General features: G+C 67.2%; 17 protein-coding genes. 6 read left to right on the top strand and 11 right to left on the bottom strand.

Annotation, left to right across the window (positions count from 1 at the left end; genetic code table 11):
* The first annotated feature begins 4 nt into the window (after nt 1-4).
* From ACLKOY_RS01630 to ACLKOY_RS01620, 3 genes are all read left to right on the top strand, one after another.
* Nucleotides 5-1,261 (top strand): sensor histidine kinase, encoded by a 1,257-nt coding sequence (locus ACLKOY_RS01630; RefSeq protein ID WP_436452156.1) that lies wholly within the window; start codon nt 5-7, stop codon nt 1,259-1,261.
* The gene (locus tag ACLKOY_RS01625) at nt 1,258-1,929 is read left to right on the top strand and encodes a response regulator (protein WP_436452155.1); all 672 of its coding nucleotides are present in this window, start codon (nt 1,258-1,260) and stop codon (nt 1,927-1,929) included. The genes ACLKOY_RS01630 and ACLKOY_RS01625 overlap by 4 nt, the downstream gene beginning before the upstream one ends.
* Nucleotides 1,930-2,038: 109 nt before the next feature.
* On the top strand, nt 2,039-3,355 hold the full coding sequence (locus ACLKOY_RS01620) for an acyltransferase family protein (protein WP_436452154.1): 1,317 nt from the start codon (nt 2,039-2,041) through the stop codon (nt 3,353-3,355).
* Here the strand turns inward: ACLKOY_RS01620 and ACLKOY_RS01615 are convergent.
* The 3 genes from ACLKOY_RS01615 to ACLKOY_RS01605 are packed head-to-tail and all read right to left on the bottom strand — an operon-like array spanning nt 3,302 to nt 5,161.
* Nucleotides 3,302-3,895, bottom strand: coding sequence for a CbiQ family ECF transporter T component (locus tag ACLKOY_RS01615; protein WP_436452152.1), 594 nt, complete (start codon nt 3,893-3,895; stop codon nt 3,302-3,304). The genes ACLKOY_RS01620 and ACLKOY_RS01615 overlap by 54 nt on opposite strands.
* A complete protein-coding gene (locus tag ACLKOY_RS01610) occupies nt 3,892-4,584 on the bottom strand; it encodes an energy-coupling factor ABC transporter ATP-binding protein (protein ID WP_436452151.1) in 693 nt (230 codons plus the stop codon). Before ACLKOY_RS01610 ends, ACLKOY_RS01615 begins: the two co-directional genes overlap by 4 nt.
* The gene (locus ACLKOY_RS01605) at nt 4,574-5,161 is read right to left on the bottom strand and encodes a biotin transporter BioY (RefSeq protein WP_436452150.1); all 588 of its coding nucleotides are present in this window, start codon (nt 5,159-5,161) and stop codon (nt 4,574-4,576) included. Before ACLKOY_RS01605 ends, ACLKOY_RS01610 begins: the two co-directional genes overlap by 11 nt.
* A 57-nt stretch (nt 5,162-5,218) precedes the next feature.
* Between ACLKOY_RS01605 and ACLKOY_RS01600 the strand changes: the two genes are divergently transcribed.
* Entirely contained in the window at nt 5,219-5,818 is a 600-nt protein-coding gene (locus ACLKOY_RS01600) for a TetR family transcriptional regulator (RefSeq protein ID WP_436452149.1), read from the top strand.
* Here the strand turns inward: ACLKOY_RS01600 and ACLKOY_RS01595 are convergent.
* The 7 genes from ACLKOY_RS01595 to sufB are packed head-to-tail and all read right to left on the bottom strand — an operon-like array spanning nt 5,781 to nt 12,366.
* The gene (locus ACLKOY_RS01595) at nt 5,781-7,154 is read right to left on the bottom strand and encodes an MFS transporter (RefSeq protein ID WP_436452148.1); all 1,374 of its coding nucleotides are present in this window, start codon (nt 7,152-7,154) and stop codon (nt 5,781-5,783) included. The two genes, ACLKOY_RS01600 and ACLKOY_RS01595, sit on opposite strands and share 38 nt — an antisense overlap.
* Nucleotides 7,151-8,305: a MalY/PatB family protein gene (locus ACLKOY_RS01590; protein ID WP_436452147.1), complete on the bottom strand. Its 1,155-nt coding sequence runs from the start codon at nt 8,303-8,305 to the stop codon at nt 7,151-7,153. The genes ACLKOY_RS01595 and ACLKOY_RS01590 overlap by 4 nt, the downstream gene beginning before the upstream one ends.
* A gap of 2 nt (nt 8,306-8,307) precedes the next feature.
* On the bottom strand, nt 8,308-8,637 hold the full coding sequence (locus ACLKOY_RS01585; protein WP_042537580.1) for a metal-sulfur cluster assembly factor: 330 nt from the start codon (nt 8,635-8,637) through the stop codon (nt 8,308-8,310).
* A gap of 10 nt (nt 8,638-8,647) precedes the next feature.
* Nucleotides 8,648-9,418: a Fe-S cluster assembly ATPase SufC gene (gene sufC / locus ACLKOY_RS01580; protein ID WP_140037293.1), complete on the bottom strand. Its 771-nt coding sequence runs from the start codon at nt 9,416-9,418 to the stop codon at nt 8,648-8,650.
* Complete coding sequence (locus ACLKOY_RS01575; RefSeq protein ID WP_042537584.1) at nt 9,419-9,745, bottom strand: non-heme iron oxygenase ferredoxin subunit; 327 nt, start codon at nt 9,743-9,745, stop codon at nt 9,419-9,421. It lies immediately after the preceding gene.
* Nucleotides 9,742-10,947 carry a Fe-S cluster assembly protein SufD gene (gene sufD, locus ACLKOY_RS01570; protein WP_436452146.1) on the bottom strand — a complete coding sequence of 402 codons (1,206 nt, stop codon included), beginning with the start codon at nt 10,945-10,947 and terminating at the stop codon, nt 9,742-9,744. The genes ACLKOY_RS01575 and sufD overlap by 4 nt, the downstream gene beginning before the upstream one ends.
* Nucleotides 10,948-12,366, bottom strand: a complete 1,419-nt coding sequence (gene sufB, locus ACLKOY_RS01565; protein ID WP_042537589.1) for a Fe-S cluster assembly protein SufB — start codon at nt 12,364-12,366, stop codon at nt 10,948-10,950.
* A 233-nt stretch (nt 12,367-12,599) separates the two neighbouring features.
* Between sufB and ACLKOY_RS01560 the strand changes: the two genes are divergently transcribed.
* Both ACLKOY_RS01560 and ACLKOY_RS01555 read left to right on the top strand, forming a co-directional pair.
* A complete protein-coding gene (locus ACLKOY_RS01560) occupies nt 12,600-13,703 on the top strand; it encodes a COX15/CtaA family protein (RefSeq protein WP_436452145.1) in 1,104 nt (367 codons plus the stop codon).
* Between the two features lie 100 nt (nt 13,704-13,803).
* Entirely contained in the window at nt 13,804-14,247 is a 444-nt protein-coding gene (locus tag ACLKOY_RS01555) for a hypothetical protein (RefSeq protein WP_436452144.1), read from the top strand.
* On the opposite strand, the gene ACLKOY_RS01550 is transcribed toward ACLKOY_RS01555, so the two are convergent.
* Nucleotides 14,193-15,098 carry a heme o synthase gene (locus tag ACLKOY_RS01550; RefSeq protein WP_140038720.1) on the bottom strand — a complete coding sequence of 302 codons (906 nt, stop codon included), beginning with the start codon at nt 15,096-15,098 and terminating at the stop codon, nt 14,193-14,195. The two genes, ACLKOY_RS01555 and ACLKOY_RS01550, sit on opposite strands and share 55 nt — an antisense overlap.
* Between the last annotated feature and the right edge of the window lie 265 nt (nt 15,099-15,363).

The raw sequence follows: 15,363 nt of genomic DNA, 5'->3' as shown, positions 1-15,363 counted from the left end.
AGACATGGCACGTCGTCGGCCGCGCATCGAGCGCGCTCCCCGCATCAGCCGTCGCACCGCCGCGCTCACGGCGCTCGGCGCTGCGAGCCTCGCGCTGTTCTCGGTGCTCGTGCCGATTCAGACCGTGCTGTACGGCACATCGCTGCCGCTCTCCTTCATCCTGGGTGCCGCACTGTGCGCTGCACCTCTGCTGTCGCTGCGTCACCCGCGGTGGGCGGTCGCGATGTTCTGCGCTGCGGCGTTCACGCTTCCGCTGCTCTGCGTCCCGACTCTCGCGACCGAGGCACCCTGGCCGTGGTCGGTGCCCGCTCTGCTTACCTTCGTGCTCCTGGTCGGCGTCGTGACCTTCATCCACGGGGCGAGAGCGGGCGTCTTCCCGCTGGCCATCGGAGCGCTGCTCTCCCTCACCGCGCCGCTGCTGCGCCCCGAGATCGTCGCGACTCCCGAGACGGCAGGCAGCGTCACCGCCGACCTCATCGTCACGACGTCGCTGGCTGCGGCGATGTTCCTGGTTGCCATCCTGGTCGCCGGGCGGGTGAGGGTGTCTGCCGAGCTCACTCGGGAGCGCGAGCACTCCGCACTCGAGGAGTCGCGACGGGCCCTCGTCGAGGAGCGCACCCGCATCGCCCGCGAGCTGCACGACGTGATCGCGCACAGCATGTCCGTGATCCAGGTGCAGGCGTCGACCGCACGCTACCGACTCCCCGAGATCGGCGATGCCGCGTCCGTGGAGTTCGACAGCATCGCGGCCACAGCGCGGACCTCGCTGACCGAGATGCGACGAATGCTCGGAGTGCTGCGCACCGAAGACCAGACAGCCGAGCTCGCACCCCAGCAGGGCATCGACGACATCCCCGCTCTTGTCGACACCATCCGTCGAGCGGGTGTGACCGTCGGCCTGGAGATCACCGGTGCGGTCGCGGACGCTTCACAGGCCGTGCAGATCGCCGCCTTCCGCATCGCGCAGGAGGCGCTCAGCAACGCCGTGAGGCATGCGTCAGGCGCCGCCGTCACAGTACGCGTCCAGGCGGATGCCGACATCATCGTCGTCCGCGTCCGCAACAGCCCCGCCACGACCTCGACCACGTCCACCGGCGGCGGATACGGTCTGCGCGGAATGCGCGAACGCATCGAGCTGCTCGGCGGATCGTTCACCGCGAGCCCGACCGCGGACGGCGGGTGGGAGGTCGCGGCTTCGCTCCCCCTGCACGAGAGTCCGTCGACCCCGCCCATCGCCCCGATCACCCAGGAGACCCCGTGACGATCAGCGTCCTCATCGCCGACGATCAGGCCATGGTGCGCGCCGGATTCGCCGCCCTGCTCGATGCCCACGAAGGGATCCGGGTGGCCGGTCAGGCCGCGAACGGTGCCGAGGCGGTCGCTCTCGCCACCCGCCTCGATCCGGACGTGATCCTGATGGACGTGCGGATGCCGGAGGTGGACGGCATCGAGGCGACCCGTCGCATCCTCGGCCCCGGCTACCCCGCCGCTCATGTGCCGAGGATCCTCATGCTCACGACCTTCGACATCGACGACTACGTCTATGACGCGCTCGAGGCGGGCGCGAGCGGGTTCCTGCTGAAAGACGCTCTTCCTGAAGAGCTCGTCCACGCCGTGCGCGTGGTCGCCGGCGGCGACGCGCTGCTCGCTCCCAGCGTGACCAGGCGGATGATCGAGCAGTTCGCCGGTCGGCGACCGCGTACGCCGCAGGCCGCGACCTCGCTGGCTGACCTCACCGAACGAGAGCGAGAGGTGCTGGTGCTCATCGGGCGAGGCCGGTCGAACAGCGAGATCGCTGCAGATCTGTTCATCGCGGAACAGACCGTCAAGACCCACGTCGGCAAGGTGCTGGCCAAACTCCGACTCCGCGACCGCGTGCACGCCGTGATCCTCGCGTACGACGCCGGCCTGGTCGAACCCGCGTCCTGAGCCGCGCCAGGATCACACCCTGGTAGGGGTGCGAACCGCTCCTGGGAGTGATCCCTCGGACGACACCGCGTCCATACGATCCTCGGACACCCCATCCGAGGAGGACTCCATGGCCATCGTCGAGGCAACACCCCGCCCCGCTCTCCGAGATCCGCTGCCGGCCGGTCGCGACACCGCGATCGACCTCCTGCGGGCGATCTGCGTCGCGGGAGTCGTGCTGCTCCACGCCATCATGGTCGGGGTCACGGTCGTCGACGGCGGTCCGGTGTTCGCGAATGCCAGCGAAGGAACGTGGTGGATCGTGCCCATCAGCTGGGTTCTCCAGGTGATGCCGCTCTTCTTCGTCATCGGCGGCTTCGCCGGCTACATCTCCTTCCGGCGCACGCACGCGCGCGGCGGCACATCGACCGCCTTCATCGCGGCCCGGGTGCACCGGCTGCTGCGGCCGGCGCTGTTCGCGATCGGGATCGTCGGCGCGGCACTCGCGGCGCTGAGCGCCGTCGGCATCCCGGCGGACATCATCGCCGTCGCCGGCTTCCGCTACAGCCAGCCGCTCTGGTTCCTCGCGGTCTTCCTGGGGTGCCAGGCGCTTCTTCCTGCCCTCGCGAAGGCTCACGCGCGGAGACCGCTGATCACGGTGACCGCACTGGTCGCGGCATCGATCTCCGTCGATGTGCTCCGGGCGATCACCGGGCTCGAGGGAGTGGGCTTCCTGAATCTCGCATTCGTCTGGCTCGCGCTGCAGCAGATCGGATTCTTCCTCGCCGATGGCACGATCGACCGACTGAGCCGACGAGCACGGGCGATCACAGGAGCTGCGGCCTTGACCACACTCATCGGCGCTTTCACGGGCGGCGTCTACTCCCCCGATCTCATCGCCAACATCAACCCGCCCACCGCAGCCCTGCTTCTCGTCGGGGTCGTGCACCTGAGCGCCGTCTCGCTGCTCCGCGATCACATCGGCGCGTTCAGTCGCCGCCCGCTCCCGGCTGCATTCGCGGCGTTCGTCAACAGACGCACCATGACGATCTACCTGTGGCACATGCCGGCGCTGCTCGCCATGGCAGGGGTCTGCGCGGTGGCCTCGCTCAGCAGCGGGATCGCGCTGCCGGAGCCGAGCACCTTCGCATGGTGGGTGTCTCGACCGCTCTGGCTCGCGACCGCGCTGACCCTCACCGCGCTGATCGCGGTCGCGCTCACGCGCATCGAGGCGCAGTCGTCCCCGCAATCTGCTGACTCGGCTCGCCGGATAACGATCGCAGCTGCACTCGGCATCGCCTCGGTCGTCGTGCTTCTCGTCGCGGGTACGACGGTTCTGACGGCCGCGCTCGTCGTCGGCGGAATGGTGTCCGCCCTGCGTCTGGCCCGCCGATCACACCAGACCGCGCGCGGCGAGAGCGTCTCCGACCTCGTCCGCGTGGCGTAGCGTCCTGACCATCAGCGGCACGATCGTTCGAAGCCCGAGACGGATGCCGCGTGCCCGCTGAGCCTCGCGCACCGCATGGGCGAACCCGGCGACCACCGGGATCATCGTGAGGGTCAGCGAGATCGTCATCGCGATCGCATCGGCGTCGACACCCAGCCTCCGCAGCGGCCGCAGCATCCGATGGAGCACGGCGAGCAGATCACCCATCCGGGTGGTGATCGTGAGGAGCGCAGCGAGCAGCAGCAGCGACGTCACCCTGACTGTACTGATCCAGGCGGTGAGCGGAGACGCGAAGATCCACAGCGCCGCGCCGAGAACCAGCACGAGCCAGCGCAGCCGCCACATCTCGACGATCAGGACCTTCGCCGGCAGCCCGGCGACGAGATACAGCAGGCACACGACGACGAGTGAGACCGTGACGCTCCGTCCGTCATGCGGATACGCGGACGACACGAGCGCGAGAGCGGCGAAGAGAGCGAGCTTGGGCCCGGCCCGCATCCGGTGGACGATGCTCGCTCCTGGCCGATACGACTGGATCATCCGCACAGCCCGCGGTACTCGGCGACCACGTCCTCCGGGGCGCCGGCTGCGATGAGCGAACCTGCATCGAAGAGCACCGCATGGTCGCATCTTGCTGCAAGTTCGAGGTCATGGGTGACGATGACGACCTGCGACGACAGTGCCAGCAGCAGCTCGGAGATCTTTCGCGAGTTGCGCAGGTCGAGCAGCGTCGTCGGCTCGTCGGCCACGATCAGCCGAGGTTCCTTGATCAGAACCGAGGCGAGAGCCAGCAGCTGCGTCTGACCGCCGGACAGCTCGGACGCAGGGATGTCCGCCCTGTCGGTCAGGCCGTGTTCGGCGAGTGCGGCGGCCACCCGACCGGCGACCTCCGTCCGGGGAGAGCCGCGCAGCGAGAGCGCGAGGTCCTCCGCGGGCGTCGGCATCAGGATCTGAGACTGCGGGTCTGAGAAGACGAATCCGACGCGGCGGCGAAGGGCCTTCGTGTCCAGCCGCGAGTCGAGGTCATGAACCGTGACTCGCCCTGCATCCGGCAGCACGAGGCCGTTCAGCAGGCGCGCGAAGGTCGACTTGCCCGATCCGTTCGCGCCGATCACCGCGATCCTCGGCGCTGTGAGCTCGACGCTGACATCGCGCAGAATCGACCGTCCTTCTCGCTCGACCGTGACACCGTCGAGCGAGATGGATCCGACCGCGGTCTCAGATCGCATGAACGGACGCGGGCGCTGCGGTCGCACGCATCCCGAACGCCCGGGGGTACGCGCGCCGCAGCGCGAGAACCAGCGCCGTCGCCGCGGCCGCCTTGAGCAGATCGCCGGGGAGGAACACCAGGCTCGCGAGCGCCGTCGCGCCGAGGTCGAGCCCGAGTACCAGTGCGGTCACGGGGATCCCGCACAGATACACGACCAGGATGCCGCCGACGACGACTCCGAGGGCGATCCGCCACCAGGTCAGCCGACCACTGCCCACGATCAGACCGATCACGACGACGCCAGCCACCCAGCCGAGCAGGTATCCGGCGGTCGGACCGACGAAGACGCCGAGGCCGCCCCGCCCGCCGGTGAGGACGGGAAGTCCGATCGCGGCGAGAACGAGCACCAGGAGCACCGAGAGCGGACCCAGGCGGGGTCCGAGCACAGCACCGGCGAGCATGACGCCGAGGGTCTGTGCAGTGATCGGCACTCCACCGGGAATCGGCACCGTCACCATGCCGAGGACCACGATGAGCGCTGCGAAGATCGCCACTCTCGCCAGTTCACGACCGAGATCATCGCGTTGTCGAGTCATATTTCCAGTACCTTCCTGAACACCGTTCACCTGAACGGTGTTCACTATACTGATCACATGACCCCAGAGCACAACGCCGCGCGCCACGACCGCGACGGCGTCGCGCGCGCGGCGCTGGCCCTCCTCGACGAGGTCGGTCTCGCCGACCTGTCGATGCGCCGGATCGCGGGCAGGCTCGAAGTCCAGCCGAGCGCGCTCTACTGGCACTTCTCGAGCAAGCAGGAGCTCCTGGCAGAGCTGGCCGATCGGATCACCGCAGGGATCCCCCGCGACGACGCCGACGTGCTCACCACCGCGCGCGGGATCCGCGACGCCCTCTTCACCTACCGCGACGGCGCGGAGCTGGTGCTCAGCACCTACGCCCTGCGTCTCGGCTCGTCGTACGCCCAGACCGCGCTCGAGTCCGCGCTCGCGCATCACGGTCACACAGACGCCGCCGAGCGCGCAGCGGCAATCCTGCACTTCGTGCTCGGCCACGCGACGCTCGTGCAGCAGCGCATGCACGCCGACAGCCATGGGGCGGCTCTCGCCGATGGCATGATAGACGTCACCGCCGGTCTGGATCGCGTCTTCGACCTGGGCGTCACCGCGATCGCCGGAGAACCGGCCAGCATCGGCGTCAGCCCTCAGACGACTCCGCGGCGTGGCCCAGTCTGAGTCCCGGCACGAACGCCAACAGCACCAGACCGAGGCAGAACGCGAAAACCACTCCGAACGACGCGGCGTCTCCGCCGAGCGTCGCGACGAGCAACCCGGCCAGCGCGATCGTCACCGCTGAACCCGCGGCGTCGGAGATCGACAGCGCCGACGAGTTGAACCCCTGATCGCCCTCGTTCGAGTACGCCAGCGTGAGTACCGTGAGGCGTGGATACAGCAGCCCCATCCCACCGCCGGCGAAGCCCCAACCGACGACGACGAACACAGGCGACACGCCCCACTGCGCCGCCGCGAAGACGAGCACGAGCGCCACGAGGAGGAGCGTCAGGCTGATCACGGTGATGCGGGTGTTGCCGAGACGTTCGCCGAAACTCCCCTGCAGCTGCGAAGCCCCGGCCCACGCGAATGCTGCCAGCATGAGCGCGATCCCCGCCCAGGTCGCCGTGAAGGCGAAGCGCTCCATCAGCAGGTAGGGGATGTACGCCTCGGCCGCGAAGAACGCACCCGCGGCGATGCCGCGCATGAGGACGACGCTCGGCAGACCACGCCCCGCACGAAGCGTGCGCCGGGGAACCAGCGGCAGCAGGGCAACGGCGATCACGACGACGGATCCGAGCGCCACAGGCCATGCGACGCGCACGCTCATCTCCGCCGTGAAACCGACAAGCACCGCACAGACCGCGACGACCACCGCGAGAAGAAGACGGATGACGAGCGCTCGGCGATTCTGCGGTTCACCTCGTCCGAGGTCGACGCCTCGCAACCGCGCCACGACGGTGATGAAGGCGGCGGTCGTCAGCACGGCGACGCCGAGGAACGCCCAGCGCCAATCGAGGTACTCGGCAACCGACCCGGCGAGGAACGGACCGATCATCGACGGCACGACCCACGCGGCGGCGAATGCCGCGAACACTCTGCCGTGAAGCTGGGGTGGATACAGCCGGGCCACCACGACGTACAGCGCGACGGTCTGCCCACCCGCGCCGAGCCCCTGCACGAGGCGCCCGACGAGGAACTGGTCCATCGTCACAGCGAACCCCGACAGCAGCAGACCGGCGATGAACAAAGAGACCGCGGCGTACAGCGCGCCACGGGGCCCACGAGAATCCGACCAGGCGCCCGCTGCGACCATGCCGATCACGCTCGTCGCGAGCGTTCCGGCGAAGGCGACGGCATACAGCTCGCGTCCATCGAGCGCTTCGCTGACGATCGGCATGACGGTGGTGACCGCGAGCGCCTCGATCGCTGCGAGAAAGATCAGCGCGACTGCACCGGCGGTGACCCAGAGTCGTTCGCGGTCCCAGATCGATGCGGTCGGCTGCTCCCCGGTGATCATCGATCCACGAGCGAGGCGATGCGCTCGATGGCCTCGGTGATGATCTCCGGACTCGTGCCGAAGTTCAGCCGGACGAATCCTCTGCCCTGCTCGCCGAAGGCGGGGCCGAAGTGCAGGGCGACCTTCGCCTCCTTGAGGATCCGCCGCGCGGGATTGTCTCCCCAGCCCAGACCCGAGAGATCGATCCAGGCCAGGTATCCCGCATCGGGGATCCGATAGCGCGCGGCAGGGAGCTTCGACGCCAGCAGATCTTCGAGCAGCACGCGATTCGCATCGAGCGTCCTGAGCAGCCCGTCGAGCCAGGGGTCGCTCTCCTCAGAGAATGCGGCCACGGCCGCGAGGAGTCCGAACTGCCCGGTACGCCACTCGACCTCGATCGGAAGCCCGCGCACGACGGCGCTGGTTCGGTCGGAAGCTGTCACCATGAGCGCGCACTTGAGACCCGCGAGATTGAATGCCTTGCTCGCGCTCACGATGGCGTAACCGACGCGCTCGGCGGCGTCGCCGACGTCGAGGAACGGCGTGAACCCGGTTCCAGGCTGGGCGAGCGGCGCATGGATCTCATCCGAGATCACCGCAACACCGTACTCGTCGGCGATCTCGGCGAGAGCGGTCAGCGAGTCACGGTCGTGCACCGTGCCGGTCGGATTGTGCGGGTTGCAGAGCAGCATGGCGGTGGCACCGTCTTCGAACGCCGCGCGGATGCCGTCGAGATCGAGTTCCCACTCCGTGCCGTTGTCGATCAGCGGCACCCGAGCGACTTCGGCGCCAGCCTCGGAGACCAGGTCGAAGAACGGCGGATACACCGGAGGGGTGACGACCACGCGCTCCCCCGGCTGCGTCACGCGGCGCAGGATCTCGACGATCCCCATGCTCACGTCGGCGGTCGTGCGCATCTGCGACGGATCGACGTGCCAGCCGAAACGACGGAGCGCGAAGTCTGCGTATGTCGCGGCGAGCGGGGTTCGCGAGGCTACGTACCCCGTGTCGCCGATGTCCACAGCGCGCCGAAGAGCGGATGAGATCGCCGGCGCCAACGGAAAGTCGGTCTCCGCGACGAAGAGAGGAAGTACATCGGCGGGATACTCCCGCCACTTCTCGCTGCTGCGCTCGCGAAGCTCCGCCAGAGGCAGGGCCGTGACCTCGAGCATCCTCAGATGGCGAAGCCGAGAGCGCGCATCATGTCGCGCCCGTCGTCAGTGATCTTCTCGGGGCCCCACGGCGGCATCCACACCCAGTTGATGCGGAAGCGATCGACGACGCTGTCCAGAGCCTGAGCGGTCTGGTCTTCGAGCACGTCGGTCAGTGGGCAGCCTGCGCTGGTGAGCGTCATGTGGATGACGAGAGCATCGTTCTCGTCATCCCATGCGAGATCGTAGATGAGGCCGAGGTCGACGACGTTGATCCCGAGCTCCGGGTCCATGACGTCCTTGAGAGCCTCGGTGACCTCGTCGTACTTCTCGTCGGTGAGGGTGGCTGTCATGCGAATCAGCCTACGCCTCGATGGGGGCTGCGGGGTCGAGGAATCGGTCGTATCCCTCGTCCTCGAGCCGGTCAGCGAGCTCCGGGCCACCCTCTTCGACGATCTTGCCCGCGACGATCACGTGCACGAAGTCGGGGCGGATGTAGCGCAGGATGCGGGTGTAGTGCGTGATGAGCAGCACACCGAGGCCCGTCGACTCCTTGGCACGGTTGACACCCTCGGAGACGATCTTCAGCGCGTCGACGTCGAGACCCGAGTCGGTCTCGTCGAGGACTGCGAACTTCGGCTTGAGCACCTCGAGCTGAAGGATCTCGTGGCGCTTCTTCTCGCCACCGGAGAAGCCCTCGTTGACGTTGCGCTGAGCGAACTTCGGGTCCATGCGGAGGTTGGACATGGCCGTCTTGACGTCCTTCGTCCACCCGCGGATCGCCGGCGCCTCGCCGTCGATCGCGGTCTTGGCGGTGCGGAGGAAGTTCGTCACCGTCACGCCGGGGATCTCGACCGGGTACTGCATCGCGAGGAAGAGACCCGCACGAGCGCGCTCGTCGACGCTCATCGCGAGGACGTCCTGGCCGTCGAACGTGATCGAACCGGACGCCACCGTGTACTTCGGGTGACCGGCGATCGTGTAGGCGAGCGTCGACTTGCCCGAGCCGTTGGGGCCCATGATCGCGTGCGTCTCACCCGTGTTCATCGTGAGGGTGATTCCGTTGAGGATCGGGGTGATTCCCGCCTCGGTCTCGACCGTCACGTAGAGGTCGCGGATTTCGAGAACAGACATTCAGACTTCCTTCGTCACGGTCGGGTCGATGAGCACGTCGTCGCCGTCGATCTCGACGACGTAGACCGGAACGGGCTCATAAGCGGGGAGATTCTGGGGCTTGCCGGTGAGCAGCGAGAATGCGGAGCCGTGGGCCCAGCATTCCACCGTCTCTCCTTCGACGAAGCCCTCTGAGAGAGAGATGTCACCGTGGGTGCAGGTGTCTCCGATGGCATGGATCACGCCTTCGGAGTCCTTGATGACGGTGATCGGCACGCCGTTCGGCTCGACACGCAGCGGCATGTCCTGCTCGAGTTCGGCTACACCGCAGACGCGCTCCGCGGTCATGCGTTCACCTCGGCGAGCTCCGTCTCGATCGCGGCGAGAAGCTCGGCCTCCAGCGCGGGGATTCCCAGACGCTGGACGATGTCTGTGAGGAATCCGAGCACGACGAGACGGCGGGCTTCCTCTTCGCTGATGCCTCGGGCCTGCAGGTAGAACAGCTGCTCGTCGTCGAAACGACCGGTGGCGCTGGCGTGGCCCGCTCCGAGGATGTCGCCCGTCTCGATCTCGAGGTTCGGGATCGAGTCGGCGCGAGCGCCCTCGGTGAGCACCAGGTTGCGGTTGGCCTCGTACGAGTCGGTGCCGTTCGCGTCGGCGCCGATCAGTACGTCGCCGATCCAGACGCTGTGCGCGCCCTGACCCTGGAGCGCACCCTTGTAGAGCACGTCGCCCTTGGTGTGCGGCCCCTTGTGATGCAGGAAGACCTGGCTCTCGAGGTGCTGCCCCGCGTCGGCGTAGGAGAGACCGTAGAGGTAGCCCTCCGAGCCTGCACCCGCAAGCTCGACGCTCGGGTTCACGCGCACGACGCCGCCGCCGAAGCTGATGACGAAGTGCTTGAGCGTGGCATCCGCGCCGACCCTGGCCTGGTGCGCCGACGTGTGCACGGCCTCGTCCTGCCACTGCTGCAGGCTGATGACGGTGAGCTTGGCTCCGTCGCGCACGATGATCTCGACGTTCTGCGAGTACTGCGCAGCGCCCGTGTGCTGGAGCACGACAGTGGCGGAGCTGTGCTCGAGCGCCTCGATCACGAGGTGCGCGTCGGCGCGCCGGTCTGCACCGAGTCCGTCGATCGCGATGAAGACGGGTTCAGCGACCTCTTCTTCGCGCGGGATGCGGACGTGCAGCGCCTCGGGCGAGCCCTGCCATGCGATCGCGGCGGTGATGTCCTCCGCGAGGAAGACCTCTCCGCGCGGTGCATCGCCGGCGGCGAGCGGCGCCGACACGTACTGCTCTCCCGAGCCGAACGAGTAGCTCACACCGTCGCCCGAGCCCGCGACCTCGAAGAGAGGCGAGAGCTTGGCGACCGGGGTGTGCTTCCAGTTGACCTCGCGCCCGGTGGGAGCACCGAAATCGTCGGGGTCGAACGAGTGGGGGCGCTCCGAGCGTGTCTGCACCGGGACGAATCCGGCTTGCGAGACCTGTGCTGCGGGGTCGATGTGCGCGTTCGTGTGCTGCGCCTCGCTGGGCGCTGTCGTCGAGGCCGCCATTTAGCCGACCGATCCTTCCATGCCCATTTCGATGAGCTTGTTCAGTTCCATCGCGTACTCCATGGGCAGTTCCCGTGCGATCGGCTCGATGAAGCCACGCACGATCATCGCCATCGCCTCGTCCTCGGGCATGCCGCGGGACTGCAGGTAGAAGAGCTGCTCTTCGCTGACCTTCGAGACGGTCGCCTCGTGGCCGAGCTGCACGTCGTCGACACGGATGTCGATCGCCGGATATGTGTCGGAGCGTGACTTGGTGTCGACCAGCAGAGCATCGCAGCGCACGGTGTTCGCAGAGTGGTGCGCATTGGCGTCCACCCTGACCTCACCGCGGTATCCCGCACGTCCACCGCCGCGGGCGATCGACTTCGAGACGATCGACGACTGGGTGTACGGCGCCATGTGGATCATCTTCGCGCCGGCGTCCTGGTGCTGGCCGGGGCCTGCGAAGGCGACCGAGAGCGTCTCGCCCTTGGCATGCTCGCCCATCAGATAGATCGACGGGTACTTCATCGTCACCTTGGAGCCGATGTTGCCGTCGACCCACTCCATCGTCGCGCCTTCGTGCGCGACCGCACGCTTGGTGACGAGGTTGTAGACGTTGTTCGACCAGTTCTGGATCGTCGTGTATCGAACGCGGGCGTTCTTCTTCACGATGATCTCGACCACGGCCGAGTGCAGCGAGTCCGACTTGTAGATCGGAGCCGTGCAGCCCTCGATGTAGTGGACGTAGCTGTCCTCGTCGGCGATGATCAGGGTCCGCTCGAACTGGCCCATGTTCTCGGTGTTGATGCGGAAGTAGGCCTGCAGCGGGATCTCGACGTGCACCCCCTTGGGGACGTAGACGAACGAGCCGCCCGACCAGACGGCGGTGTTCAGTGCGGCGAACTTGTTGTCGCCGGCCGGGATCACCGAGCCGAAGTACTCCTCGAAGAACTCGGGGTGCTCACGCAGAGCGGTGTCGGTGTCCATGAAGATGACACCCTGCTCCTCCAGGTCCTCGCGGATCTGGTGGTAGACGACCTCGGACTCGTACTGAGCCGCGACACCGGCGACGAGGCGCTGGCGCTCCGCCTCGGGGATGCCGAGGCGTTCGTAGGTCTCGCGGATCTCCGCGGGGAGGTCTTCCCAGGACTGCGCCTGCTTCTCCGTGGAGCGCACGAAGTACTTGATGTTGTCGAAGTCGATCTCGCTGAGGTCTGCACCCCACGTCGGCATCGGCTTGCGTCCGAAGAGCTGGTAACCCTTGAGGCGGGTCTTCAGCATCCATTCGGGCTCGTGCTTGAGCGCCGAGATCCCGCGAACCACCTCTTCGGAGATTCCACGCTTGGCGATGGCTCCGGCGGCATCTTCGTCATGCCATCCGAATTCGTACACCCCCAGGCCGTCAAGCTCCGGGCGGTCGATCAGTACATCCGACATCACACACTCTCCTCACAGGTCCCAAAACGGTGTCATCCGCCCCGACACACCTGATCCCCGTCGAGTCTGCGGGAGCGGGTGCCGTTGGTGGGCCCTCATCACCGGCGCATCCATCGCGCCTAAACTGTTGGTGATGCTTCAGCGCGGTAAGCGCTCATCACAACAATCCGATTCTACAGGTTCCGCCTGAAGACAGGGCCGCTCGCCATGTCCGGGCGGTTCGGAGAAGACTTATGCCCCAGCCCACGATCTCGTCTCCCGCGATCGCACCGACGTCGACGCATGCGATCCTCTGGGGACGAGCGCTCCGCGTGTTCGCCTGGCTGTCTTTCCTGGCACAGACGATCATCATCGGCACCGGCGGCGCAGTGCGCCTCACCGGATCCGGACTCGGCTGCTCCGAGTGGCCGCTCTGCACCCCCGAGTCACTCGTGCCGATCTATGCCGACCAGGGAATCCACGGCATCATCGAGTTCGGCAACCGCGTCATGACGGGCGTCGTCGGCATCATCGCCCTCGCCGCACTGCTGCTCGTGCTCGCACGTGTCGGCGGCCGTCTCCTGGTCTTCTCCGCCCTGCGGTTCGCGGCGGCAGGCATCGTCGCCGCCGTCATCACCTTCGCGATCGTGTCGCTGTTCTCCCTTCCGGCGACTCCGTTCGCCATGGGCGCTCTGCTCATCGCCGTGATCGCAGCCATGGTGCGATCAGTCCGGTTGGCGACGGAACGACGTGATCTCGTCATCCTCGCCTGGATCGTCCTGCTCGGAGTCGTCGCACAGGCGCTGGTCGGCGGCATCACCGTGCTCACCGGCCTGAACCCCTTCATCGTCGGATTCCACTACGTGTCCTCCCTGCTGCTGGTGTGCGTCACCGCGGCGTTCCTGGTGCGTCTGTACGGGCAGCCGGGCCCGAGGGATCGCGCGGTACCGAAGTGGTTCGCGATCCTGAGCCACGTCACGGGTCTGGCTCTCGCCGTCACGATCGTCTTCGGTGTGCTCACCACCGGTTCGGGCCCGCATTCGGGTGATGCCGACGTGCTGCGTCACGGGTTCGACGCCACCGTGCTGGCGCACGTGCACGCGTGGCCCGGATACATCCTCGCCGCACTCGTCGCCACGCTCACGATCTCCGCGTGGGTGCTGCGCCTCGAGCCCCGCAAGTGGCTGCTCGTGCTCGTGATCGCGATCCTCGTGCAGGTCGGTGTCGGCATCTGGCAGGCACGTGAGGGACTCCCTCCCCTGCTCGTCGGCATCCACATGGTGCTCGCGTCGCTCTCGGCAGCGGCGTACACGGTCGTGGCGCTGCACCTGAAGAAGCCGGTCGCGCCCCAGGAGTGACGGAGGTCGCCGATCGGTCGGCGCGCTCCGGAGCCTCGGCACAGTGAACGCATAGCTGCGGCATCAGAGGCTCATCAGTTCGTCGTGCAACGTGGCCGACATGAACAAGTCACTGACACGCAGCATCGGCTTCTGGCTCCTCCTCGTGCTCTCGCTCGCTTCGGCGGGCGTCGGCGGTTGGCTCATCGCCGGTCAGATCGGCACCATGACGAGCACTCTGCTCGACGGCACCGCGACCGGCATCGAGGTCTACGTCGGGCAGTCGCTCGTCGTCGTCGGCGCCGCACTGCTGGGCGCAGGCGTCATCGGAATCCTCGTCGCGGTGGCGCTGAGCGCGGTGCAGGCGCTTCTGCCCTCCCCCGCCCCCGTCGTCGTCGAGCCGATCGACTGGAACACCGAATCAGACGCCGTCGACCACAATGAGACCACGACGGTCGAGAACGACGCGACCGACGTGCAGGCCGAGCAGATCGCCGAGGACGACGAGGCTCAGAACGGCAGCAGCGGGTCGACCGCGACGGCCACGAAGATCAGCGTCAAGTAGGTGATCGAGGCGTGGAAGACTCGCATCGGCCGCGCCTCGTTGCCTCGCACCGCCTGGTTGTACAGACGGTGCGACTCGTAGATGAACCAGCCGCCGAACACGGCGGCTGAGACGCCGTAGACGAGGCCCATGTTCGCGATCGGGATCAGCAGCAGCGAGCAGGCGACGGTGGCCCAGGCATACAGAATGACCTGGAGTCCGACCTGCGAGGCGTTGCGGGTGACGCCGAGCATGGGCACGTCGACGTCTTCGTAGTCGTCCTTGTACTTCATCGACAGCGGCCAGTAGTGCGGCGGCGTCCAGAGGAAGATGAGCGCGAAGAGGATGAACGCCGGCCAGTCGAGCGAACCGGTGACCGCGGCCCAGCCGATGAGCACGGGGAAGCATCCGGCGATGCCGCCCCAGATGATGTTCTGCTCGGTGCGGCGCTTGAGGATCATCGTGTAGATCACGACGTAGAAGAAGATGGCGGATGCCGACAGGGTCGCCGCCAGCCAGTTCGTCGTGAACCACAGCCACACGGTCGAGACCACGGCCAGGGTCCACGAGAAGATCAGAGCGCCCCGCGGGGTGATCTCACCCGTGACGAGCGGACGGTTCTCGGTGCGATGCATATGCGCGTCGATGTCGCGGTCGAGATACATGTTGAACGCCGCGGCGGACCCGGCGCTCAACGATCCGCCGATCACGGTGGCGAGGACCAGCCACAGGTCGGGCAGACCGCCCTGGGCGAGGAACATCACCGGGACGGTCGACACCAGCAGCAGTTCGAGGACGCGCGGCTTGGTGAGGGCGACGTACGCCTTCACGGTGCGACCGATGGACTTCTTCACAACGGTCTGATCAGACATCGTCGAGATCTCGATCGCCTCCTCCACACGCGTCACGACAGCGTTTCCCAGTCTAGGGCACACGAGACGATGGGCTCGCCCGCGCTCAGGTCTTGGGCCCGCCTTCATGCTCTGCATCCGCCTCGCCCGGGCGTCACGGAATCGCGTTCCAGGAACGATGATCCGCAGTCCCAGAGTGCTGTGGAACTCGGGACGGATCCATGGAATTACTGGAAGCGCGGAGCGTTGTAAAGGGGGGTAATGGGTCAGACCTCGGCGCTATGCT

Source organism: Microbacterium sp. K2, from assembly GCF_051365005.1.
Classification (GTDB): domain Bacteria; phylum Actinomycetota; class Actinomycetes; order Actinomycetales; family Microbacteriaceae; genus Microbacterium; species Microbacterium foliorum_B.
This window is presented reverse-complemented; position numbering and strand designations above follow the sequence as displayed.

Coding starts and splice junctions, on each gene's coding strand:
- ACLKOY_RS01555 (WP_436452144.1), top strand. CDS start 13,804: ATGAACAAGTCACTGACACGCAGCATCGGCTTCTGGCTCCTCCTCGTG.
- ACLKOY_RS01600 (WP_436452149.1), top strand. CDS start 5,219: ATGACCCCAGAGCACAACGCCGCGCGCCACGACCGCGACGGCGTCGCG.
- sufD (WP_436452146.1), bottom strand. CDS start 10,947: ATGGCGGCCTCGACGACAGCGCCCAGCGAGGCGCAGCACACGAACGCG.
- ACLKOY_RS01615 (WP_436452152.1), bottom strand. CDS start 3,895: ATGATCCAGTCGTATCGGCCAGGAGCGAGCATCGTCCACCGGATGCGG.
- sufC (WP_140037293.1), bottom strand. CDS start 9,418: ATGTCTGTTCTCGAAATCCGCGACCTCTACGTGACGGTCGAGACCGAG.
- ACLKOY_RS01605 (WP_436452150.1), bottom strand. CDS start 5,161: ATGACTCGACAACGCGATGATCTCGGTCGTGAACTGGCGAGAGTGGCG.
- ACLKOY_RS01630 (WP_436452156.1), top strand. CDS start 5: ATGGCACGTCGTCGGCCGCGCATCGAGCGCGCTCCCCGCATCAGCCGT.
- ACLKOY_RS01550 (WP_140038720.1), bottom strand. CDS start 15,098: ATGTCTGATCAGACCGTTGTGAAGAAGTCCATCGGTCGCACCGTGAAG.
- ACLKOY_RS01620 (WP_436452154.1), top strand. CDS start 2,039: ATGGCCATCGTCGAGGCAACACCCCGCCCCGCTCTCCGAGATCCGCTG.
- ACLKOY_RS01575 (WP_042537584.1), bottom strand. CDS start 9,745: ATGACCGCGGAGCGCGTCTGCGGTGTAGCCGAACTCGAGCAGGACATG.
- sufB (WP_042537589.1), bottom strand. CDS start 12,366: ATGTCGGATGTACTGATCGACCGCCCGGAGCTTGACGGCCTGGGGGTG.
- ACLKOY_RS01590 (WP_436452147.1), bottom strand. CDS start 8,305: ATGCTCGAGGTCACGGCCCTGCCTCTGGCGGAGCTTCGCGAGCGCAGC.
- ACLKOY_RS01595 (WP_436452148.1), bottom strand. CDS start 7,154: ATGATCACCGGGGAGCAGCCGACCGCATCGATCTGGGACCGCGAACGA.
- ACLKOY_RS01560 (WP_436452145.1), top strand. CDS start 12,600: ATGCCCCAGCCCACGATCTCGTCTCCCGCGATCGCACCGACGTCGACG.
- ACLKOY_RS01610 (WP_436452151.1), bottom strand. CDS start 4,584: ATGCGATCTGAGACCGCGGTCGGATCCATCTCGCTCGACGGTGTCACG.
- ACLKOY_RS01585 (WP_042537580.1), bottom strand. CDS start 8,637: ATGACAGCCACCCTCACCGACGAGAAGTACGACGAGGTCACCGAGGCT.